We start from the raw sequence: 21,604 nt of genomic DNA, 5'->3' as shown, positions 1-21,604 counted from the left end.
CCGGTAGGGTGGTGTGGTGATCGTCGCTGTCGGCATCGACGTCGTCCTGGTCGACCGGTTCGCCCGGGCCCTGGCACGCACGCCGCTGCTCGCCGACCGGCTCTTCACCGAGGCCGAGCGGCACACCCGCGCCGGCAGCCCGCGCTCGCCCGAATCGCTCGCGGCCCGGTTCGCCGCCAAGGAGGCGGTGGCCAAGGCCCTCGGCGCTCCGGCCGGGCTCAACTGGCACGACTGCGAGATCGTGCCCGACCCGGATGGCCGCCCCTGGCTGGCCGTCTCCGGCACGGTCGCGGCGGTGGCCGACGCGCGCGGGGTCAACCACTGGCATCTCTCGTTGTCGCACGACGGCGGGATCGCGTCGGCGATGGTGGTCGCGGAACGATGACGTCGGCCGGGAGGGCGGGTCAGGCCCGCCCGCAAACGGAATGGGACACGGTGGCATGAGAGCGGTGTGGCGGGTGGCCGACGTACGGGCGGCCGAGGCGGGGTTGATGGGCACGCTGCCGGAGGGGACGCTGATGCAGCGGGCCGCGGCCGGCCTGGCCCGCCGCGCCGCGCTCCTGCTCGACGAGCGGGGCGGGGTCTACGGCGGCCGGGTGCTGCTGCTGGTCGGCTCCGGTGACAACGGCGGCGACGCGCTGTACGCGGGGGAGCGGCTGGCCCGCCGAGGTGTCCAGGTGTCCGCCCTGCTGCTCACCCCCGGGCGGGCGCACGCCGCCGGCCTGGCCGCGCTGCGAGCCGCTGGCGGTCGGCTGGTGCCGAGCCCGACCGGCCCGGTCGACCTGGTCCTCGACGGCATCGTCGGCATCGGTGGCACCGGCGGGCTCCGGGCCGACGCGGACGAGGTGGTCCAGCGCCTCGGCGAACTGCGCGGACGCGACGGGGAACGGGCCACCGTGCTGGCGGTCGACGTGCCCAGCGGGGTCGCTGTCGACACCGGCCACGTGCCGCTGTCCGCGTCCGGCCGGCCCGTCGCGGTCCGCGCCGACGTGACGGTGGCCTTCGGCGCGCTGAAGCCCGCCCTGGTGGTCGGGCCGGCCGCCGCGCTGGCCGGGCAGGTCGAGCTTGTCGACATCGGGCTGCGGCCATGGCTGCGCGGCACCCCGGCGCTACGGGTCACCGAGTGGTCCGACCTCGCCGACTGGTGGCCCGAGCTGGGCCCGGCGTCGGAGAAGTACACCCGGGGCGTGGTGGGGGTGGCGACCGGCTCGGCGACCTACCCCGGGGCGGCGGTGCTCTCCGTGGGCGGCGCACTGGCCGGGCCCACCGGCCTGGTCCGCTACGCCGGCGGTGCCCGCGCCGAGGTGTTGCACCAGCACCCCTCGGTGATCGCCAGTGGGCGGGTCGCCGACGCGGGCCGGGTGCAGGCCTGGGTCTGCGGCTCCGGGCTGGGCACCGGCACCGACGCGGCGGCCGAGCTGCGTGCCGTGCTGGCCGCCCCGGTGCCGGTGGTGCTCGACGCCGACGCACTGACCCTGCTGGTGGACGGCTCGCTCGCCGACCGGCTGCGGGGTCGGGACGCGCCCATCGTCGTCACCCCGCACGACCGGGAGTTCACACGTCTCTGCGGGGAGGAGCCGGGCGCCGACCGGGTCGGCGCGGCGCTGCGGCTGGCCGCCTGGATGAACGCCGTGGTGCTGCTCAAGGGCGACCGCACGGTGATCGGCACACCGGACGGTCGGGCGTACGTCAACCCGACCGGTACCCCGGCGCTGGCCACCGGCGGCACCGGCGACGTGCTGGCCGGGTTGCTCGGCTCGCTGCTGGCGGCCGGGGTGCCCGCCGATCGGGCCGCGGCCTCGGCCGCGTACCTGCATGGGCTCGCCGGGCGCGAGGCGGCCAGGAGCGGGCCGGTGACCGCGCCCGACGTGGCGAACGCGTTGCGTCCGGTGCTGGCCCGGCTGGGCTGAACCTGTCGATTTCGGCGGCGGTGACCGGATCGCCACATCGGGACGAGCGTCGCCGCCCGCGGTGATCACGGCGGAAAGTAGGCTGGGCGCATGTGGCAGGCCGAGGTACGCGTCGATCTTGACGCCATCCGCGAGAACGTGAGCAGGCTCCGTTCCGGCACCAGCGCCGAGTTGATGGCGGTGGTGAAGGCCGACGGGTACGGCCATGGCATGCTTCCGGCCGCCCGCGCGGCGCTCGACGCCGGCGCGGACTGGCTCGGCGTCTGCACCCTCGACGAGGCGCTCACCCTGCGGCGGGCCGGGGTGACCGTGCCGGTGCTGGCCTGGCTGCTCGCGCCCGGGTTGCCGCTGCACGAGGGGGTCAGCGCCGGGGTGGACCTGGGCACGGCCAGCCTGGCGCAACTGGACGAGATGATCGAGGCGAGTCGGCTCGCCGGGCGCCCCGCCCGCCTGCACCTCAAGATCGATACGGGGCTGTCCCGGGGCGGCGCGACAGTCGCCGACTGGCCCGCGCTGCTGGACGCCGCCGCGAAGGCGCAGGCCGACGGCTTGGTCGAGGTGGTCGGCGTGTGGAGCCACTTCGTGTACGCGGACTCGCCCGGCCACCCCACCACCGACCGCCAACTGGCCGTCTTCCACGAGGGGCTGGCCATGGTCGAGCGGGCCGGGCTGCGACCACGCTGGCGGCACCTCGCCAACTCGGCCGCCACCCTCACCCGCCCGGACACCCACTTCGACCTGGTCCGCCCCGGCCTGGCCATCTACGGGCTCTCCCCGGTGGCCGGCGAGACGTACGGGTTGCGGCCGGCGATGACCGCCCGCGCCCGGGTGATGCTCACCAAGCGGGTGCCCGCCGGCACCGGCATCTCCTACGGGCACGCCTACACGACGGAAGCAGACGCGAACCTGGCCGTGGTGCCGCTCGGCTACGCCGACGGGGTTCCCCGGCACGCGTCCAACACCGGCCCGGTGCAGCTCGGCGGTGTACGCCGGACCATCTCGGGGCGGGTCTGCATGGACCAGTTCGTGCTCGACTGCGGCGACGACCCGGTGGCCGACGGCGACGTGGCGACGCTCTTCGGCAGCGGCGTCGACGGCGAGCCGACCGCGGACGACTGGGCCGAGGCGGTCGGCACGATCAACTACGAGATCGTCACCCGGTTCGGCAGCACGCGGGTGCCCCGGGTCTACGACGGCGGCGAGAAACCATGAGCTATCGCATTCCGCGTCCGCGGACCGCGGTGGGCCGGGTCGCGGGGATCGTCGGCGCCGCGGTCGGTGTCGCGGCCGCCGGTCTGGCGGCCGGGGTCGCGACCGAGCGGACCCTGGTCCGCCGGCTCAAGGCCGACCCGGCCGACCGCTACGCGCACGAGACGTTCGACAAGCAGCGGTACGACGAGGCGTTCCGCCTGGAGCTGCCGGACGGCACGGACATCCACGTCGAGGTGGTCGAGCCGACCCGGCCGGTGCCGGGGCACCCGACGGTGGTGCTGGTGCACGGCTTCTGCCTGGACATGGGGACGTTCCACTTCCAGCGCCAGATGCTCGCCGCCCGCGGTGACTACCGGATCGTGGCGTACGACCAGCCCGGTCACGGCCGGTCCGGCCGGCTGGAGACCGGGGAGTACGACCTCGCGGTGCTCGGCCGGACGCTGCGCCAGGTGATCGACCGCACCGCCCCGGACGGGCCGCTGGTGCTGGTCGGCCACTCGATGGGCGGCATGACCATCATGGCGTTCGCCGAGTTGTTCCCGGAGCTGTTCGGTGACCGGGTGGTGGGCACCGTTCTGATGGCCACGTCGGGCGGGCTCATCGCGGAGACCAAGCTTGTCGCGCCCGCGCTGCTCGGCCGGGTCGGTGGCCCGGTGCTCTACATGGTCAGCAACGCCACCCGGTACGGCGGGCCGGTGATCGACAAGGCCCGCAAGTCGACGTCGAACGTGGCCTGGTTGTTGACCCGCAAGTACGGCTTCGGCACCCGCAAGCCCAGCCCGTCGCTGGTGTCCTACGTGGAGACGATGAACTCCCGGACGTCGGCCGACACGGTGACCCGCTACCTGCGGACCCTGGCCACCCACTCGCGCTTCCCGGCGCTGGCGGCGTTGGCGGCGACTCCGGTGCTGGTGGTGGTCGGCGACAAGGACATGATCACTCCGGTGACCCACTCCGAGGAGATCGTCCGCCGGCTGCCGCACGCCGAGTTCGTGAAGATCGAGGACAGCGGTCACGTGGTGATGTTGGAGCACGCGGACGAGGTCAACGCCGCCCTGGCGCGGTTCCTGGAGTCACTGCAGAGCGTGGAGGAACGGTGAGTCACGTCGTCAAGCTGCCGACCGTCGAGGACACTCGGGACTTCGGCCGGCGGCTGGCCGGGCTGCTGCGCGCCGGCGACCTGGTGCTGTTGACCGGCCCGTTGGGCGCCGGCAAGACCGCGCTCACTCAGGGCATCGGCGCCGGGCTCGGTGTCCTCGGGGACATCACCTCGCCGACCTTCGTGATCGCCCGGGTGCACCGCCCCGACCCGGCTCGGGGCGGCCGGGTGGCGCTGGTGCACGCCGACGCGTACCGGCTGGGTGACGCCACCGACCCGCGCGCCGAGATCGACGACCTGGACCTCGACGCGTCGGTGGAGGACTCGGTGACCGTGGTCGAGTGGGGCGAGGGCCTGGTGGAGCAGCTGGTGGACGCGCACCTGCGGGTTCGCATCGACCGCCGCGACGACGACACCCGCATCGTCGAGTTGGACCCGATCGGCGGCGACTGGGCCCGGCGGCTCGCCGACCTGGGCTAGGTCGGTAGCTGTCGTACCCGGTGCCTAGAGTGCGGGGGTCCGACCCGCGCTGTGAGAGGTTTCTGATGCCCGACGACGCTCCCGCCCTGGATCTGCTGGCCCTGCTGCCGGAGCAGTGGCGTGCCGTGCTCACCCCGCACCTCGACCCGGCACGCACCGCCGCGCTGGGCGAGTTCGTCGCCCGGGAATACGCGACGCAGGCCGTCTTCCCGCCTCTGGAGGACCTGTTCTCGGCATACCGGCTCTGCCCGCCGCAGAGCACCCGGGTGCTCATCCTCGGGCAGGATCCCTACCACCGGGCCGGGCAGGCACACGGGTTGAGCTTCAGCGTCCGTGACGGTGTGACGGTGCCCCCGTCGTTGCGCAACGTCTTCAAGGAGTTGGGCGAGGACGTGGGCGTCCCCAAGCCGCGCAGCGGCAACCTCGACGGTTGGGCCGCCCAGGGTGTGCTGCTGCTCAACGCGGTGCTGACCGTCCGGCAGGCCACCCCGGGCTCGCACGCCAACGCCGGCTGGGAAGAGTTCACCGACGCGACCATCCGTGCACTGGACGCGGCACCGGGGCGGGTGGTCTTCCTGCTCTGGGGTGGCTACGCCCGCAAGAAGGCCGCACTGGTCACCAATCCGCAGCACGTGGTGCTGGAGGCGGGCCACCCCAGCCCGATGAACCCGCGGGGCTTCCTCGGCAGCCGCCCGTTCAGCGCTGCCAACAAGGCACTCGCCGACGCCGGCCTGCCCACCGTCGACTGGGAGCGCACCGCCGGTTGACCTGGCGCCCGGGCCGGCAGGTGGTTCAGCTGTCGCTGGCCAGCTGCCGGTCCCGGTAGCGGCGCAACAGCTCGGCGGCGCGCGGCTCGCTCAGCTCCAGCTCGACAAGCGGCACCACCTGGTAACTCCGCCCGCCGTGGCGCACCTCGATCGTCTCGGGCAGCTCGTCGCACATGGTGGCCCTGATCTCCCCGTACCGGGTCGACCATCGGTGTTCGCCCGGCTCGTCGGGTTCCAACCACACCCCGCCGAACTCACCCCAGCGGGCGTTCCACCGCTGGCCGTAGTTCGCCTCCAGCCAGTGGGTGAACGGTTTGGAGTCCCGCCAGCGCAGGGCGATGTCCAGCGCGTCGACCGGCACCGGCGCGCCCTGCAACAGCGCCGCGGCGCATCCGGTGATCACCTGCGGAAAGTCGGTGAGCCGATCCAGCAGGTCATCCAGGCCAAGCTCGTCGATCCGCTCGGCGATCGGCCGGGCGGCCAGCTCGTCGATCCGGGCGTCGAGCTGCGCGCCCAACGGCTCGACCGCGATGACCAACTGCACGTCCATCGCGGCGAGCAACCGCTCCAGCACCGGGATGGTCGGCCCTCGCTCACCGCGTTCGAACCGGGCCACCGCTGCCTGGCTGACTTCGGCGAGCGCCGCCAACTGACGCTGGCTCAGCTCGCGTAGCTGTCGTTGCTGCCGCACGGCAGCGCCGAGAAGGGTGACGAGGCGAGTGGATGACATCCCAGCATGGTCGGCCTAGGGCGAGACGTCTGCGATCCCTCTGCGGCAAATCGGCGACTTGCCGTCGATACAACCCCGAGAATCGCCCGGCGCATGGCCACCGCGGCGGATGGCGGGCCTTATGTCAATGAGCGTGATGTCTGTGAGTCATCACGATGACCCACAGACATCACGCTCACAAGAGGAAGTGGCCATCGCCGCCCGCCGAGCCGGCGGCGAGGCGGGTAACGCGTGGAGTCGGGAGCCGGGCCGGGCCACGCGGGGGGCCGGGTCGGCAGGAGGGTGGCTGCGGCGGTAGGCGACTGAGAGGACCAGCGTGGCAGCCCCGGTGGGCGGGCGGCGGCCGAGGGTGGCGGTGGTGGCGGGGCGGGGCGTGACCGGGGCGCTGGGCGGGGCGGCTAGGCTGGCTTACCGTGCTCGTACTCGTGGTGGACAGCTCGACCCCCGCGGTCACCGCGGCGCTGGTGGAGGTCTCGGCAGGCGGTGTGGCGTCGCGGGCGCACCGGTGCACGGTCGACGCCCGTGCGCACGGTGAGTTGCTCGCGCCCCAGGTGGATGCAGTCCTCGCCGACGCCGACGCGCGCCCCCGTGACCTGACCGCCATCGTCGCCGGGCTCGGCCCGGGACCGTTCACCGGGCTACGGGTCGGCTTGGTCACCGCCGCGACCATGGGTCAGGTGCTCGGCATCCCCACCTACGGCGTCTGTTCGCTGGATGCCCTCGGCTACCCGGCGGCGTCCGGCGCGCCGGTCCTGGCCGCCAGCGACGCCCGGCGCAAGGAGCTCTACTGGGCCGTCTACGACGGTGCCGGCCAGCGGATCGCCGGGCCTGAGGTGTCCGCACCGGCGGTCGCCGCGGCGCGCGCCCGCGAACTGGGCGCGACGATCGCTGTCGGCGACGGGGCGCACCGGTACGCCGAGGTCCTGGACCTGCCCGTTCGGGTCGAGCCGCGCTACCCGGACGCGACCGTGTTGGCGCTGCTGGCCGCCGAGCGGATCCGGGCCGGCGCGTCCAGTGAGAGGCTCACCCCGCTCTACCTGCGCCGCCCCGACGCGGTGGCGGCCACCGGCCGCAAACCGGTCCTGCCATGACTGCGGTACGGCTCGAACCGTTCCGCTGGTGGCACATCGACGACGTGCTGCCGATCGAGGCGGACCTCTTCGGTGCCGAGAAATGGTCGCCCGCCATGTTCTGGAGCGAGCTCGCCAACGGGCACCACTACCGGGTCGCCGTCGACGCGGACGGCTCGGTGCTCGGCTACGCCGGGCTCGCCGGAGCTCCGCCGGCCGAGGTGTGGGTGCAGAACATCGCCGTCCGCCGGGACGCCCAGCGGCGCGGTGTGGGCCGCGCCCTGCTGGAGGAGTTGCTCGCCGAGGCGGTCCGGCGCGACGCCCGCAGCACCCTGCTGGAGGTCGCCGTGGACAACGTCGCGGCCCAGCGGCTCTACGCCACCTACGGGTTCGAGCCGGTCGGGGTACGGCGCGGCTACTACCAACCGAGCAACACCGACGCGCTGGTCATGCGGCGCGACGCCGAGCCGACCGGGGACGGACCACACGACCATGGCTGACGAACCACTGATCCTGGGTATCGAGACCTCCTGCGACGAGACCGGTGTCGGCATCGTGCGGGGGCACACCCTACTGGCCGACGCGCTCGCCTCCAGCGTCGAGGAACACGCCCGGTTCGGGGGCGTGGTGCCGGAGGTGGCCAGCCGGGCACACCTGGAGGCCATCGTGCCGACCATGGACCGGGCACTCACCGAGGCCGGCGTCACGCTCGCCGACATCGACGCGATCGCGGTCACCTCCGGGCCCGGGCTGGCCGGCGCGCTGCTGGTCGGCGTCGCTGCCGCCAAGGGGTACGCGGTCGCCGCCGAGAAACCCATCTACGGCGTCAACCACCTCGCCGCCCACGTCGCGGTGGACACCCTTGAGCACGGCCCGCTGCCCGAACCCGCCATCGCGCTCCTGGTGTCCGGCGGCCACTCGTCCCTGCTGCTCGTCGACGACCTGGCCCGGGGTGTCACGCCGCTGGGCGCCACCATCGACGACGCGGCCGGGGAGGCGTTCGACAAGGTCGCCCGGCTGCTCGGGTTGCCGTTCCCGGGCGGTCCGCCCATCGACCGGGAGGCCCGGGCCGGCGATGCCGCCTCCATCGCCTTCCCGCGCGGTCTGACCGCCGCGAAGGACCTCGCCGCCCACCGGTACGACTTCTCGTTCTCCGGGCTGAAGACGGCGGTGGCCCGGTGGGTCGAGGCCCGTCAGCGTGCCGGCGAGCCGGTGCCGGTGGCCGACGTCGCCGCTTCCTTCCAGGAGGCGGTCTGTGACGTCCTGACCAGCAAGGCGCTCGCCGCCTGCCGTGCGCAGGGCATCGAGACGCTTGTCATCGGCGGGGGAGTGGCGGCGAACTCGCGGTTGCGCGCGCTGGCCGAGCAGCGGGCCGAGAAGTACGGCATCCGGGTCCGGGTACCCCGGCCGAAGCTGTGCACCGACAACGGCGCGATGGTGGCCGCGCTCGGTTCGCACCTGGTCGCCGCCGGGGTCGCCCCGAGTCGACTGGACCTGCCAGCCGACTCGGCACTGCCGTTGACCACGGTCAGCGTGTGACGGGAGCGGCGGACATGATCGTGCGGATGTGGGAGGCGCGCGCCGAGGCGTACGGGGTCGCCGACCTGATCACCTGGGTGTGCGACACCGCACTGCCCGAGCTGGAGCACGACCCGCTGCACGTGTCCAGCGAGGTCTTCTCCTCCACCGACCACCGCGTGGTGGTCATCTCCAAGTGGCGCAGCAACCCGCGCCCGCTGCCGGACCCGCCAGCCATGCTGGTGGCCCGCGCCCCGCACTCCTGGGACTTCACCCAGGTAGACCGCTGACGCGAGCCACCATCCAGGCCAGCGCTGACTGGTCAGCTGCGGCGCAACATCCGGTAGGTGGCGATTCCGCCCGTGCCCAGCGCGGCGAGGAAGACCAGCCAGACGACTGTGCTGCTGACTCCGACCTGCGGGCCGGAGTTGGCGGAGGCGGCGGCCAACAACCCGTCCTCACCGGGGGCGGGCAGCGCGGCGGGCGGCAGCTCCGGCCAGCGGACCAGGCCGGTGCTCTCCAGCATCTGCATGTGGTGCTGGACGAACGCGTTGGCGTCCTCGCAGAGCTTGCGGACGGTGGCGTCCCGGGTGCTGGCCCGGACCGCGCCGATCACCGGAAAGATCTTGCCGTGGGCGACCCGGAGCCGGGTGACGAAGATCTGGTCGAATCGGGCGCCGGAGGCCTTCTGCATCTCGGCCAGCCAGCCCTTCTGCTCGGCGGTCGGCTCGCTGGGAATGCTCGCGCCCAACTTGTTGGCCGCGTCCACCGTGAGCTGGTCGAGCTTCTGGTGCTCGCCGGCGATGCCCGCGCCGATCTCCCGGACCTTTGCCGACTGTCCCTTCTCGGCGGCCATCTGACCGGCTGGCATCTCCCACAGCCCGGCCAACCGGACCCCGTTGAGCAGCGTCATGTCGGCGGCGTTGAGTTGCTGGCCGCCGGCTGGTGCGGCAACTGCCATGCCGGGCAGGACACCGACCGCCGCGATGATCGCGATGAGCAGCAGCGCCGCTCGATGGGTCCGGGTGCCCAGTCGGCGATGGGCGGATCTGAGCGGTGCCATGTCTGTGGTGCCTCCTCGGTCCGGACCGAACGCGTCTGGACCGGGCAGCCGTACCCTGCCGGTTGCCCGTCCGCCCACTGGTACGGACTGATCGCGCGATCAGTTCACCGTGGGGCGACCCGGATCAGCGGGTGACGGAGAGCAGGCCGCCGAGCAGCAGCAGAGTGAGCGCCGCGGCGGCGAAGACCATCAGCAACTCCTGACGCCCACGCCCGACCGGGCCGGCGTCGACGATCGGGTCGGGCAGGGCCGGTAGGTCGCGGGTCAGCGCGGCCAGGTCACCGAGGGTGCGAGCCGTCCACACCGCACCCGCCCGTTCGGAGAACTCGTCCAACGTCAGCCGGCCCGCCGCGGTGTGTTGGTGCAGCGCGGCGACCACCCGATTGCGGTCGTCGTCGGAGGCGCGCAGCTCGACATCCACGCCGGACAGCGTACGCGGATCAGCCCACGTCGAGGGGGTCGGCGAGGAGCCGTTCGAAGGCCAGTTCGGCGGCACCGATCAGGGGCGCGTCCGTACCCAGTTTCGGTGTGCGCAGTCGGACGTGCTCCAGGCAGGCGCCGAGCGCGTTGGAGTTGAGCCGGCTGCGGATCTGGGCTGCCGCCGCGAGGTAGAGGTCACGCATGGTGCCGCCGAAGATGACCATCTCGGGGTTGAAGACGTTCACCAGGTTGGCCACGCCGAAGCCGAGCCAGTCGCCGGCCTGGCGTACCGCCGTCTGGGCCCGGGCGTCCCCGCGGTCGGCCGCGTCGAAGACCCCGAGGAGCGCGTCGCGGCCCCGGGCGTCGGAGCGTCCGGCGGCGCGCAGGATCCCGTGCTCACCGATCTCGGTCTCCCAACAGCCCCGGGAACCGCACTCACACGGCCTGCCGTCACGGACCACCTTCATGTGGCCGACCTCGCCGCCGTACCCACCGTGCCCGGTCAGCCGGCGCCCACCGGCGATGATGCCGGCACCCACGCCGACGTCGCCGTACAGGTAGAGGACGTTGTCGCAACCCGCCGCCACACCTCGTGCGTGCTCGGCGAACGCGGCGACGTCGGCCACGTTGCCCACGGTGATCGGCACGTCGATGCCCAACTCGTCGGCGAGGGCCGCGCCGATCGGCTCGTCCACCCAACCGGTGGTGGGGCCGAGTCGGACCAGGCCGTCGTCCCGGCGGACCATGCCGCAGACCGCGACGCCGGCGCCGACGCAGATCGCGTCCGCCGGCACCAGCTGCTGCATCTCCTTGACCGCGCCGGCCAGTAGCGGCGCGGCCTCCGCGGCCAGCAGGCCGCGCGGCCGGTCCAGGTCCCGGCGGTCCAGGACCGCGCCGCCCAACCCGATCCGGGCCGCGCGTAGTCGGTCCACCTCCACCGAGTACGCGTACGCGTAGACCCGGGCCGACTCGGGCCGGACGACAAGTGATGGTCGTCCGGCCCGGCCGGTCTCCTTCGGTGCCCCTTCGCTGACCAGCCCCACTGCGGACAGGTCGGTGGTGAGCGCGCCGATGGTGCTGCGGTTGAGCCCCAGCGTGGTGGTCAGTTCGGCACGCGTGGTCGCCCCGTGGACGTGCACGTGCCGCAGCAGGGCCCCGAGGTTCTGCCGTCGGACGTCATCCTGACTCGGTCCTGGGCGCATGCTGGTGCTACCTCCCGCGCGGTCAGCGGGTGCCGGTGGCTGCCGCACGGCGGCGGGAGAGCGCGTCGACGCTGGCGGCGAGCAGCAGCACGACGCCGGTGACCACGTACTTGACTCCCGCGGTGTATCCCATCAGGCCCATTCCGTTCTCGATGACCGCGACCACCGCGCCGCCGAGCACGGCGTCGAAGACGCGGCCCTTGCCACCGAAGAGGCTGGTGCCGCCGATCACCGCTGCGCCCACCGCGTAGAGCAGTACGTTACTGCCCCCGGTGTTCGGGTCGACCGAGTTGGCCCGGCTGGCCGCCACGATGCCACCGATGGCGGCCATGGACGAGCAGATCACGAAGACCGAGATCCGGATCCGGTCGACTCCGATACCCGCCCGGCGGGCCGCTTCCCGGTTGCCGCCCACGGCGTAGATGTGCCGGCCGTAGCTGGTGCGTTGGAGCACGAAGGTCCAGATGACCAGCAGCACCGCGATGATCGGCACCACGATCGGCACACCCTTGAGCGAGACGATGAGGACGTTGCGGCTGCGCTCCAGGTTGAGCACGTACACCGCGGTGCCGAGGATGACGGCGAGCCCGCCGATCCGCAGCGCCACCACCGCGAGTGGGTCGGTGATCAGACCGCGGGCCGCTCGGTTGCGGTGGCGCAGCAGTTGCACCGCCGCGTAGCCGACGACGGCGACAGCTGTCAGCGTCCAGCCCAGGACGGGGGTGAGGTTGCGGTTGGCGATGGCGACCAGCACCTCGTCGCGGACGGAGATGTTGGTGCCCTCCTGCACGAGCAGCAGCACGACGCCCTGGAAGGCGAGGAAGCCGGCGAGGGTGACCACGAAGGACGGAACGCCGATCTTCGCGACGAGCAGGCCGAGCGTGGTGCCGATGACCACACCTGTGGCGATCGCGGCGAGCACGGCGACCCACCAGGGGTAGCCGAGCACGGTGACCACATTGGCCAGCACTGCCGCGCAGACGCCGCTGGCGAAGCCGGCGGAGAGGTCGATCTCGCCGAGCAGCAGGACGAAGACCAGGCCCATCGCGATCAGCGTGACCGCCGCGCCCTGGGTGAAGAGGTTGGCGAAGTTGCCGGCCGACAGGAACGACGACGGCCGCATGATCGCGAAGACGGTGCAGAGCACGATCAGGCCGAGCACGGCTGGCAACGCGCCGACGTCGCCACCGCGTACCCGACTCAGGTAGTTGCGGACGTGGCCCCCGACGGTCGGCGTCGGTGTGACGGCCGCGGGGCCGTCCTTCCGCACGGCGGTGGTGGTCATCGGACGCCTCCTGAGATCGAGTCGGCCGGCTGCGGGCCGTCGCCGTTGCTGCCCGGGTCGGTGGCGAGGCCGAGCCCGCCCGAGCGCCCGGCGGTGATCAGCTCGACCACCTGGGCGTGGGTGATGTCGGTGGTCTTCACCTGGGCGACCATCTGGCCGAGGTACAGCGCGGCGATCCGGTCGGAGACGGCGAAGACGTCGTTCATGTTGTGCGAGATGAGCACCACGGCCAGGCCGTTGTCGGCGAGGCGGCGGACCAGTTCGAGCACCTGCGCGGTCTGTGCCACGCCGAGCGCCGCGGTCGGCTCGTCCAGGATGACGAGCTTGCTGTTCCACAGCACCGCCTTGGCGATGGCCACGGTCTGGCGCTGGCCGCCGGAGAGGCTGGACACGTGCTGGCGCAGTGAGGTGACGGTGCGGATGGAGAGCCCCGCGAGGGTTTCGGCGGCGAGCTGTTCCATGGTCGGCTCGTCCAGGACGATGCCGTTGCGCCTCTCCCGACCGAGGAACATGTTCTGCACGATGTCCAGGTTGTCGCAGAGCGCGAGGTCCTGGTAGACGACCTCGATGCCCAGCGTGGCGGCGTCGCGGGGGCTGCCGATGTGTACCGGTTCACCGTTGAACAGGAACTCTCCGGCGTCGGTGGGGTGGATGCCGCTGATGCACTTCACCAGGGTCGACTTGCCGGCGCCGTTGTCGCCGACCAGTGCGGTCACTTCTCCTGGGTGGACGGTCAGGGCGACGTCGCGGAGCACCTGGACGGGACCGAAGCTCTTGTCGATCCCGCGGAGTTCCAGCAGGGGGGTCGCGGACACGGGGTCTCCTTCTTAAGGGAGGGTCGGGGCCCGTCCGGCGGGCGCCGCCCGGCACGGGAGGGTGCTCCCGTGCCGGGCGGCGGTGGTCGTTCCGGCGGGTACTGCGGCGTCGGTCAGCTGATGCCGGCTTCGGCGCAGAACTTGGTGTACGCCGCGGTGCAGACCTGCTCCTTGGTCGCGTAACCGTCGGCGATGACGTCCTTGACGTTGTCCTTGTAGATGGCCTTCGGGGTGAGCAGCACCGAGGGGACGTCGCGGTCACCGTCCTTCACCGACTGGCCGGTGTCCTTCTGCTCGCCCTTGGCCAGCGCGATGGCCAGGTCGGCGGCGGCCTTGGCCTCTTCCCGGACCGCCTTGTAGACGGTCATGCACTGGTCACCGGCGAGGATGTTCTGCAGGCCCTCCACGCTGGCGTCCTGGCCGGTCACCGGCACCTTGCCGTTGATCTTGTTCTTCTTCAGGATCGAGATGGCGGCGTTGCCGAGAGTGTCGTTGGCGGCCAGCACGCCGTCGATCTTGCCCTTGGTCGCGGTGAGCTGCTGCTCGAAGATGGTCGCGGCGGTGGGGCCGTCCCAGCCCGGCACGGCGTCGTCCGGGCCCTTGGTGTATTCCTTGGAGTCGAACTTCGGCTTGAGCACCGAGTCGTAGCCGGCCTTGAACAGGGTGGCGTTGTTGTCGGTGGGGGAGCCGTTCAGGTACGCCACGACCGGGTTCTTGGCGTTCTTCTCGGTCAGGCACTTCGCCAGACCCTCGCCCTGGAGCTTGCCGACGGTCTCGTTGTCGAAGCTGACGTAGTACTGGGCGGAGCCGCCGAGGGTGAGCCGGTCGTAGTCGATGGTGGCGATGCCCTGCGACTTGGCCTTGTCGAGCACGGCCTTGCCGGTGCCGGAGTCCAGGTTGACGATCATCAGGGCGGTGACACCGCTGGTGATCATCTGGTCGGCGATGGTCTGGAAGGCGGCCTTGTCGTTCTGGGCGTTCTGGATGACGGACTGGACGCCGGCGGCCTTGAACGCCTCCTCCAGGAAACGGCGGTCCGCCGTCTCCCAGCGGGGGGAGGACTTGCTGTCCGGAAGGATCACGCCGATCTTGGGGGTCTTTTTGGAGTCGGCCGAGCCGGTGCCGGAGTCGTCGCTACAGGCGGTCAAGCCGCCGGTCGCGAGCAGGCCCACGGCGGCGATGGTGAGGATCCCCTTACGCATGTGCAGGGTCCTTTCGGAGGTGGGGGAGGTGTTGTTTTGTTGTGTCCGGCAACGTATTTCGCGTCACACCGGCTCCACAAGACCGCGCTGGTCACTAGTTTGTTGGGAGCGATAACAATTCAGCAACGCGACTGTTACTCAGTGGGTATCCCACCGAGCATCCGACGTAACGGAGGCCGTCAGTGGGCCTGCAACGGCGCGGTGCGCGCGTCGGTCAGCGCCACCAGATCCACCGCCGCCAGTTCGAGTTGCAGACCGCGCCGACCAGCCGAGACGTAGATCGTCGGGAGGTCCAATGCGGATTCGTCAAGCACCGTGGGCAACCGCCGACGCTGCCCGAGCGGGCTGATCCCACCGCGTACGTAGCCGGTCGCCCGCTCGGCGACCGCCCGCTCGGCCAGCGCCGCCCGCTTGCCGCCGACCGCCGCCGCGAGCGCCTTGAGATCCAGCTCGCCGGTGACCGGAACGACAGCCACGGTGAGCGCGCCGTCGACCTCGGTCACCAGCGACTTGAACACGCGCTCCGGCGCCACGCCGAGCGCCGCCGCCACCAACGCGCCGTAGTTCGGCGCGTCCGGCGCCACCCGGTACGGATGGGTGCGATGCGTGACCCCGCGCTTGACCAACAGTGCCGTTGCCGGAGTGCCCTGTCCCGCCACAGCAGCGACGCTAGTCGACCGGCCGGCCGATCAGCACCGTCGGTGCGCCGTCGACCCGGGTGAGCACCAGACTCGCCGCCTCGTCCCCGGCCAACCGCAGGTCCCGTCGAAGCTGCTCCGGGGTGAGCGCCGAACCCCGCTTGAGGATCTCCACCCGGCCCACCCGACGGTCGCGCAGCAGCGTCCGCAGGCGCTTGAGCGAGAACGGCAGCACGTCGGTGATCTCCAGACAACGCGCGTACGGGGTGCGGACCGGCTGGTCGGCGTAGAGGTAGGCGATGCTCGGATCGCCCAGGGTGGCATCCAACTCGGTGGCCAGTTCGGCGACGAGGTGCGCGCGGACCACCGCCGGATCCGGGTCGTACAGGTAGCGGCGCGGCGGCCCGACCGGCGCCTCGGCGGCACCCGAGCCGGTGAGCTGGTGACGCTGGGGCTCGGCGCCACGCTGGCGGTAGAGGGTGGCGCGGCGGGGCACCTCCGCCAGTGCGCCGCACCAGAGCGCCGCCTCGACCAGGTCACCATCCACGCCTACCCACTCGGCCTCCGCGCCGGCCGGGATGAGCGCGTGGTCCAGGCCCGGCGCCACCTTCACCACTGTGCGCGGCACCCGCTCGGCCAGCCCGGTGACGAAGTCCCACGGTGGCGAGTAGGCGCGCGGGTCGAAGATCCGCCGCCCGGTGCCTGTCGCGCGGCGGGCCGGATCGCAGAAGACCCCGTCGACACCTGACACGTCGAACCCGGTCGCGTCGCCGCACTCGACAGTGAACAACTCGGCCAGCCCGGCCGCCGTGGCGTTGGCGGCGGCCATCGCGGCGGTCACCGGGTCGGCCTCCACCCCGTACACCCGGATGCCGGCGCGGGCGGCGGCCAGTGCGTCCGCGCCGAGGCCGCAGCCGAGGTCGGCCAGGGTGCGCACGCCGGCCGCGTGCAGCCGGGCGGCCCGCCGGTCGGCGACCACCCGGCGGGTGGCCTGCTCCAGGCCCGGGCGGGTGAGGAACATCCCAGCGGCAGTCGGGCCGAACTTGCCGACCGCCCGGTGCCGCAGCTCGGCCTGGGTGAGCGCCGCCGCGGCCAACGTCGGCGGCACTCCGGCCGCGCGCAGCGCCGACGCCGCGGCCAGTGGGTCACCGCCGGCCAGCCCGGCCGCCGCCGTGAGCGCGGCCGACCCCTCGGGGGTACGCAGCGCCGCCAGCTGATCGAGATCCACCCGGCCATTGTCCGGGTGGACCCGGAAATCCGGGCTGGCGGGGCGCGACTCGCTGGCACTCTCCTTGACGGAGTGCTAGCCACGGAATAACCTGCGATTAGCACTCTCACCCTGAGGGTGCCAGCTTCCGGGTCTCGCGACCCGGGTGCGCACGCCAGGCGGACCGGCACCCGCGACGACGGCACCGCCCGGTGGCATGAGGCAGATTGACGCTGGTCAGCCCCGCTGGCCAGCAACGAAACCAGTACCCCAGGAGGGTATGCCCGTGACTACCGCGACCAAGGTTGCGATCAAGCCGCTCGAGGACCGCATCGTGGTCCAGGCGAACGAGGCTGAGACCACCACGGCGTCGGGCATCGTGATCCCCGACACCGCCAAGGAGAAGCCGCAGGAGGGCACCGTCCTCGCTGTGGGCCCGGGGCGCGTCGACGACAACGGCAACCGGGTTCCGGTTGACGTGCAGGTCGGCGACACCGTCCTCTACTCGAAGTACGGCGGCACCGAGGTCAAGTACGCCGGCGAGGAGTACCTGGTGCTCTCCGCCCGCGACGTCCTCGCGGTCATCGAGAAGTAAGCAACCGATCAGTGCCACTGCCCCGGTCCGGCTCGCCGGGCCGGGGCAATGGCGCTTCGAAGGGACATTAATGGCGAAGATCCTGAGCTTCTCGGACGACGCCCGGCACCTGCTGGAGCACGGTGTCAACGCCCTCGCGGACGCGGTCAAGGTCACCCTCGGCCCGCGCGGGCGCAACGTCGTCCTGGACAAGAAATTCGGTGCGCCGACGATCACCAACGATGGTGTGACCATCGCCAAGGAGATCGAGCTCACCAACCCGTACGAGAACCTTGGCGCACAGCTGGTCAAGGAGGTGGCGACCAAGACCAACGACGTCGCCGGCGACGGGACCACCACCGCGACCGTGCTGGCCCAGGCGATGGTTCGCGAGGGTCTGCGCAACGTGACCGCCGGGACCAACCCGGCCGGCCTCAAGCGGGGCATCGACGCGGCGGCCATGAAGGTCTCCGAGGCGCTGCTCGGCCGCGCCGCCGAGGTCACCAGCAAGGAGTCGATCGCGAACGTGGCGACGATCTCCGCGCAGGACTCCACGATCGGCGATCTGATCGCCGAGGCGATGGAGCGCGTCGGCCGCGACGGTGTCATCACCGTCGAGGAAGGCTCGATGCTCACCACCGAACTGGACGTGACCGAGGGTCTCCAGTTCGACAAGGGCTTCATCTCGCCGAACTTCGTCACCGACCTGGAGGGTCAGGAGTCCGTCCTTGAGGACGCGTACATCCTGGTCACCACCCAGAAGATCTCGGCGATCGAGGAGCTGCTGCCGCTGCTGGAGAAGGTCCTGCAGAACAGCAAGCCCCTGCTGATCATCGCCGAGGACGTGGACGGCCAGGCGCTCTCCACCCTGGTGGTCAACTCGCTGCGGAAGACCCTCAAGGTCTGCGCGGTCAAGGCCCCGGGCTTCGGTGACCGGCGCAAGGCGATGCTCCAGGACATCGCGATCTCCACGGGCGCCGAGCTGGTCGCCCCGGAGCTGGGCTACAAGCTCGACCAGGTCGGCCTGGAGGTGCTCGGCACCGCCCGGCGCGTCGTGGTCGACAAGGAGAACACCACGATCGTCGACGGCGGTGGCCAGAAGGCCGACGTCGCCGACCGGGTGTCCCAGATCCGCAAGGAGATCGAGGCCTCCGACTCCGACTGGGACCGGGAGAAGCTGGCCGAGCGGCTGGCGAAGCTCTCCGGTGGCATCGCCGTCATCAAGGCCGGCGCTGCGACCGAGGTCGAGATGAAGGAGCGCAAGCACCGCATCGAGGACGCCATCGCGGCGACCAAGGCTGCGGTCGAGGAGGGCACTGTGCCCGGCGGCGGCGCCGCCCTGGTGCAGATCCTCTCGGTGCTCGACGACGACCTGGGCTTCACCGGTGACGAGAAGGTCGGCGTCTCGGTCGTGCGCAAGGCGCTCGTCGAGCCGCTGCGCTGGATCGCCCAGAACGCCGGTCACGACGGCTACGTCGTGACGCAGAAGGTCGCCGACCTCAAGTGGGGCAACGGCCTCGACGCCGCCAAGGGCGAGTACGTCGACCTGGTCAAGGCCGGCATCATCGACCCGGTGAAGGTGACCCGCAACGCGGTCACCAACGCCGCCTCGATCGCCGGTCTGCTGCTCACCACGGAGAGCCTCGTGGTGGAGAAGCCGGAGCAGGCCGAGCCGGCCGGTGCCGGCGGGCACGGCCACGGTCACGGCCACCAGCACGGCCCGGGCTTCTGATCCGGTAGCGACACCCGTTCCGGGGCACACCGCCGTATGGCGGTGTGCCCCGGCTCGTCTCGCGGGCCTGGGTGTGCCCCGGGCCCTCTCGCGGACCTGTCGGTCATTACCGAACGCTGACGTTGTTGGCGACCGGGCGAGATGATCGCGCACACTGGGCCGATGAGCACCACGTCACGGCGGTACGCCGCGTTGGCCGGAATCACCGCCGCCGCCGTCGCGATCGGGATCGCCGAACCGGTCGCGGTGTTGACCGGCCCCCGGTCGGCACCCCTGGTCGCGGTAGGCGGGGTCATCGTCGACGTCGTCCCCGAGTCGCTGAAGCAACTCGCCATCGACCTCTTCGGCACCGCCGACAAGATCGCGCTGCTGGTCGGCACGGCCGTTCTACTGGGCGGCTTCGCCGCGCTCCTCGGCGTACTGGCGGTTCGCCGGCTGGCACTCGGCCTGGCCGGCATCGCCGCGTTCGGCGCCATCGGCGTTGCCGCCGCGTTGACCCGCTCCGGCGCGGACCTCGCCGACGCGTTGCCGTCACTGGTCGGCGCCGGTCTCGGCGCCCTGGTGCTCTGGCTGTTCATCGCCGGACCGTTCGAGCTGAATCCCTGGTCCTGGTCACCACCCACGCCGCCCGCCGGCCCGGTGTCGTCAGGTGGTCCGCTGCCGTCTGCTGGCCCGCTGCCGTCTGCTGGCCCGGTGCCGCCCGCTGGGTCGGTGCCGCCCGCCGGGCCGGTGTCGCCCGCTGGCCCGGTGCCGCCCGCCGGCCCGGTTTCGTCGGCTGGGCCGGTCTTGCCGCCTGGTCCGGTGTCGCCGGCGGCGCCGGTGCCGGTGACTCCCGCCGGGCCGACGCCCGCGGTCGAACCGGTCGGGCCCGTTGACGTGGACCCGGAGTCGCGGCGGCGGTTCCTCACCGGAAGTGGGGTGCTGCTCGGCACGGCCGTGGTGGCCGGTCTCGGCGGGCGCTGGCTAGCAGGTCGGCGCGGCGTGTCCGCAGCCCGCGACGCCATCCGCCTGCCCGCGCCGGTCGCCCCCGCACCGGCAGTGCCGGCAGGCGCGGACCTCTCACTGACCCAGCTCGCGCCGTACGTCACCCCGAACTTCGGTTTCTACCGCATCGACACCGCACTGGTGGTGCCCCAGGTCGACCCGGACACCTGGCGGCTGCGGATCCACGGGCGAGTCGGTAAGGAGCGCACCTACAGCTACGCGGATCTGCTGGCCCGACCGCTGGTCGAGCGGTACGTCACGCTCGCCTGCGTCTCCAACGAGGTGGGTGGGGACCTGATCGGCAACGCCCGCTGGCTCGGCGTACCCCTGCGGGAACTGCTGGACGAGGTCGAGCCCGCCGACGACGCCGACCAGGTCGTTGGTCGGTCCGTCGACGGCTGGACCTGCGGCACCCCCACCGCCGCGCTGCGCGACGGCCGAGACGCGCTGCTGGCCGTAGGAATGAACGGTGAGCCGCTGCCGGTCGAGCACGGCTTCCCGGTCCGGATGGTGGTGCCGGGCCTCTACGGCTACGTGTCAGCCTGCAAGTGGGTGACCGAGCTGGAGCTGACCCGGTTCGCTGACTTCGACGCGTACTGGGTGCCGCGCGGCTGGTCCCCCCAAGGACCGATCAAGACCCAGTCGCGGATCGACACACCCCGAGGGCGCAACCGGCTGACCACCGGACCGGTGACCGTCGCCGGGGTGGCCTGGGCGCAGCACCGAGGCATCCGCCGAGTCGAGGTACGCGTCGACAACGGCCAGTGGCAGGAGGCCGCACTGGCCCCGACCGTGTCGGTGGACACCTGGGTGCAGTGGTCCTGGCGCTGGGACGCCACGCCGGGCGAACACCGGCTCCAGGTCCGAGCGACGGACGCAACCGGTGAAACCCAAACCGAACGTACGCAGGACGTCGTCCCCGACGGTGCCACTGGCTGGCACACGATCACCGTCAACGTCCGCTGATCCACGGCACAGCGTCACCACCAGGGTCGTCAGCGGCCCGTGTCAGCGGGGCCGTGTTCGTGACGTGCCCTGCAAACTCCTGCGGGCCGCTGTCCGGCGGGCCGCTGTCCGGCGGGCCGCTGTCTTTCGGGCCGGCGGACCAGCTGACTGACCGGCGAACCGGCGATACCGCGACCGTGCACGTAGATCTTGGACACTTTCCGTTAGCACGGAACTGTTAGCACGGAACGGAAAGTGTCCAAGATTCGCGGGTGCAATTGGTTGATCGACGTCATCCGCCCCCGCCGGGGCGTGCGGCCAGCGAGGCCTGCGGCCTGCGGAGGCCTTGAGGGCTGTGGCCTGAGGCCTGAGGCCTGAGGCCTGAGGCCTGTCGCCTGGGGGCGGTGGCCTGGGGGCGGTGGCCTGGGGCGGCGGGTGACAAGGCAGAAGGCCGCTGGCCGGCACCCCGTTTCGGGTGCCGGCCAGCGGTTGGTGTCGTGCTGTGGTGGTGCGTTGTGGGTGGTGCTGGCGTGCGGTGGTGGTGTGTGGGTCAGCTGTTCCAGTGCTGGGCGGCCAGGTCGGTGGCCTGCTGCTCCCACTGCGCGTACGCGTCCGGGTAGGCGGACACCTGCACGGTCTGCGCGGCCTCGGTCAGCGGCATGTCCTGCCAACCATCGACCTGCTTGAGGCCCTTGAGGAACGCGGTGGTGGAGTACTCGGGGTTGGTGATCTGCTCCGGCGTACCCCAACC

22 protein-coding genes and 1 pseudogene are annotated in these 21,604 nt (G+C 71.9%); 13 read left to right on the top strand and 10 right to left on the bottom strand.

Translation table 11 applies throughout. The features are described from left to right. Positions 1-16 precede the first annotated feature (16 nt). The 6 genes from ACLQ3B_RS33475 to ung all read left to right on the top strand — a co-directional run bounded on the left by ACLQ3B_RS33475 (position 17) and on the right by ung (position 5,468). The gene (locus tag ACLQ3B_RS33475) at positions 17-385 is read left to right on the top strand and encodes a holo-ACP synthase (RefSeq protein ID WP_425784667.1); all 369 of its coding nucleotides are present in this window, start codon (positions 17-19) and stop codon (positions 383-385) included. A gap of 55 nt (positions 386-440) precedes the next feature. Further along, positions 441-1,910 (top strand): NAD(P)H-hydrate dehydratase, encoded by a 1,470-nt coding sequence (locus ACLQ3B_RS33470; protein ID WP_425784666.1) that lies wholly within the window; start codon positions 441-443, stop codon positions 1,908-1,910. A 90-nt stretch (positions 1,911-2,000) separates the two neighbouring features. Beyond that, positions 2,001-3,122, top strand: a complete 1,122-nt coding sequence (alr, locus tag ACLQ3B_RS33465; protein ID WP_425784665.1) for an alanine racemase — start codon at positions 2,001-2,003, stop codon at positions 3,120-3,122. After that, on the top strand, positions 3,119-4,222 hold the full coding sequence (locus ACLQ3B_RS33460) for an alpha/beta fold hydrolase (protein WP_425784664.1): 1,104 nt from the start codon (positions 3,119-3,121) through the stop codon (positions 4,220-4,222). Before alr ends, ACLQ3B_RS33460 begins: the two co-directional genes overlap by 4 nt. After that, positions 4,219-4,701 carry a tRNA (adenosine(37)-N6)-threonylcarbamoyltransferase complex ATPase subunit type 1 TsaE gene (gene tsaE, locus ACLQ3B_RS33455; RefSeq protein WP_425784663.1) on the top strand — a complete coding sequence of 161 codons (483 nt, stop codon included), beginning with the start codon at positions 4,219-4,221 and terminating at the stop codon, positions 4,699-4,701. The genes ACLQ3B_RS33460 and tsaE overlap by 4 nt, the downstream gene beginning before the upstream one ends. Positions 4,702-4,766: 65 nt before the next feature. Beyond that, a complete protein-coding gene (gene ung / locus ACLQ3B_RS33450; protein WP_425784662.1) occupies positions 4,767-5,468 on the top strand; it encodes a uracil-DNA glycosylase in 702 nt (233 codons plus the stop codon). Between the two features lie 25 nt (positions 5,469-5,493). Here the strand turns inward: ung and ACLQ3B_RS33445 are convergent, their stop codons facing one another. Next, positions 5,494-6,198: a helix-turn-helix domain-containing protein gene (locus ACLQ3B_RS33445; protein ID WP_425784661.1), complete on the bottom strand. Its 705-nt coding sequence runs from the start codon at positions 6,196-6,198 to the stop codon at positions 5,494-5,496. 413 nt (positions 6,199-6,611) lie between these two features. On the opposite strand from ACLQ3B_RS33445, the gene tsaB reads away from it, so the two are divergent. From tsaB to ACLQ3B_RS33425, 4 genes are read left to right on the top strand one after another with little or no spacing between them, the layout of a single operon-like run. Then, positions 6,612-7,289, top strand: a complete 678-nt coding sequence (tsaB, locus tag ACLQ3B_RS33440; protein ID WP_425784660.1) for a tRNA (adenosine(37)-N6)-threonylcarbamoyltransferase complex dimerization subunit type 1 TsaB — start codon at positions 6,612-6,614, stop codon at positions 7,287-7,289. Next, positions 7,286-7,768: a ribosomal protein S18-alanine N-acetyltransferase gene (gene rimI, locus ACLQ3B_RS33435; RefSeq protein ID WP_425784659.1), complete on the top strand. Its 483-nt coding sequence runs from the start codon at positions 7,286-7,288 to the stop codon at positions 7,766-7,768. The genes tsaB and rimI overlap by 4 nt, the downstream gene beginning before the upstream one ends. Beyond that, the gene (gene tsaD, locus ACLQ3B_RS33430) at positions 7,761-8,807 is read left to right on the top strand and encodes a tRNA (adenosine(37)-N6)-threonylcarbamoyltransferase complex transferase subunit TsaD (RefSeq protein WP_425784658.1); all 1,047 of its coding nucleotides are present in this window, start codon (positions 7,761-7,763) and stop codon (positions 8,805-8,807) included. The genes rimI and tsaD overlap by 8 nt, the downstream gene beginning before the upstream one ends. A 14-nt stretch (positions 8,808-8,821) precedes the next feature. Continuing rightward, positions 8,822-9,076, top strand: coding sequence for a hypothetical protein (locus tag ACLQ3B_RS33425; RefSeq protein ID WP_124821702.1), 255 nt, complete (start codon positions 8,822-8,824; stop codon positions 9,074-9,076). A gap of 32 nt (positions 9,077-9,108) precedes the next feature. On the opposite strand, the gene ACLQ3B_RS33420 is transcribed toward ACLQ3B_RS33425, so the two are convergent. The 8 genes from ACLQ3B_RS33420 to ACLQ3B_RS33385 form a co-directional block, all read right to left on the bottom strand. After that, positions 9,109-9,849: a DUF4142 domain-containing protein gene (locus tag ACLQ3B_RS33420; RefSeq protein WP_425784657.1), complete on the bottom strand. Its 741-nt coding sequence runs from the start codon at positions 9,847-9,849 to the stop codon at positions 9,109-9,111. Positions 9,850-9,973: 124 nt separating this feature from the next. Then, positions 9,974-10,270 carry a DUF1707 SHOCT-like domain-containing protein gene (locus tag ACLQ3B_RS33415; RefSeq protein ID WP_425784656.1) on the bottom strand — a complete coding sequence of 99 codons (297 nt, stop codon included), beginning with the start codon at positions 10,268-10,270 and terminating at the stop codon, positions 9,974-9,976. A gap of 19 nt (positions 10,271-10,289) precedes the next feature. Next, positions 10,290-11,471, bottom strand: a complete 1,182-nt coding sequence (locus ACLQ3B_RS33410; RefSeq protein ID WP_425784655.1) for an ROK family protein — start codon at positions 11,469-11,471, stop codon at positions 10,290-10,292. Positions 11,472-11,493: 22 nt separating this feature from the next. Continuing rightward, positions 11,494-12,756, bottom strand: coding sequence for a sugar ABC transporter permease (locus ACLQ3B_RS33405; RefSeq protein ID WP_425784654.1), 1,263 nt, complete (start codon positions 12,754-12,756; stop codon positions 11,494-11,496). Further along, positions 12,753-13,571, bottom strand: coding sequence for an ATP-binding cassette domain-containing protein (locus tag ACLQ3B_RS33400; protein WP_425784653.1), 819 nt, complete (start codon positions 13,569-13,571; stop codon positions 12,753-12,755). Before ACLQ3B_RS33400 ends, ACLQ3B_RS33405 begins: the two co-directional genes overlap by 4 nt. A 113-nt stretch (positions 13,572-13,684) precedes the next feature. Beyond that, positions 13,685-14,773, bottom strand: a complete 1,089-nt coding sequence (locus ACLQ3B_RS33395) for a sugar ABC transporter substrate-binding protein (RefSeq protein ID WP_425784652.1) — start codon at positions 14,771-14,773, stop codon at positions 13,685-13,687. Between the two features lie 179 nt (positions 14,774-14,952). Further along, complete coding sequence (ybaK, locus tag ACLQ3B_RS33390; RefSeq protein WP_425784651.1) at positions 14,953-15,432, bottom strand: Cys-tRNA(Pro) deacylase; 480 nt, start codon at positions 15,430-15,432, stop codon at positions 14,953-14,955. Between the two features lie 10 nt (positions 15,433-15,442). Beyond that, positions 15,443-16,639 carry a THUMP-like domain-containing protein gene (locus ACLQ3B_RS33385; protein ID WP_425784650.1) on the bottom strand — a complete coding sequence of 399 codons (1,197 nt, stop codon included), beginning with the start codon at positions 16,637-16,639 and terminating at the stop codon, positions 15,443-15,445. 259 nt (positions 16,640-16,898) lie between these two features. On the opposite strand from ACLQ3B_RS33385, the gene groES reads away from it, so the two are divergent. The 3 genes from groES to ACLQ3B_RS33370 all read left to right on the top strand — a co-directional run bounded on the left by groES (position 16,899) and on the right by ACLQ3B_RS33370 (position 20,874). Continuing rightward, the gene (gene groES / locus ACLQ3B_RS33380) at positions 16,899-17,213 is read left to right on the top strand and encodes a co-chaperone GroES (protein WP_030330046.1); all 315 of its coding nucleotides are present in this window, start codon (positions 16,899-16,901) and stop codon (positions 17,211-17,213) included. 70 nt (positions 17,214-17,283) lie between these two features. Further along, the gene (gene groL, locus ACLQ3B_RS33375; RefSeq protein WP_425784649.1) at positions 17,284-18,924 is read left to right on the top strand and encodes a chaperonin GroEL; all 1,641 of its coding nucleotides are present in this window, start codon (positions 17,284-17,286) and stop codon (positions 18,922-18,924) included. A gap of 162 nt (positions 18,925-19,086) precedes the next feature. Beyond that, positions 19,087-20,874 carry a molybdopterin-dependent oxidoreductase gene (locus tag ACLQ3B_RS33370; protein ID WP_425784648.1) on the top strand — a complete coding sequence of 596 codons (1,788 nt, stop codon included), beginning with the start codon at positions 19,087-19,089 and terminating at the stop codon, positions 20,872-20,874. 529 nt (positions 20,875-21,403) lie between these two features. Here ACLQ3B_RS33370 and ACLQ3B_RS33365 read toward each other — a convergent pair. Next, a pseudogene (locus ACLQ3B_RS33365) lies at positions 21,404-21,604 on the bottom strand (hypothetical protein); the annotation flags it as partial.

This window comes from Micromonospora sp. DT53 (assembly GCF_049841535.1).
Lineage (GTDB): Bacteria > Actinomycetota > Actinomycetes > Mycobacteriales > Micromonosporaceae > Micromonospora.
Note: the sequence above shows the minus strand (reverse complement) of the source record. Positions and strands in the feature narration are given on the sequence as shown.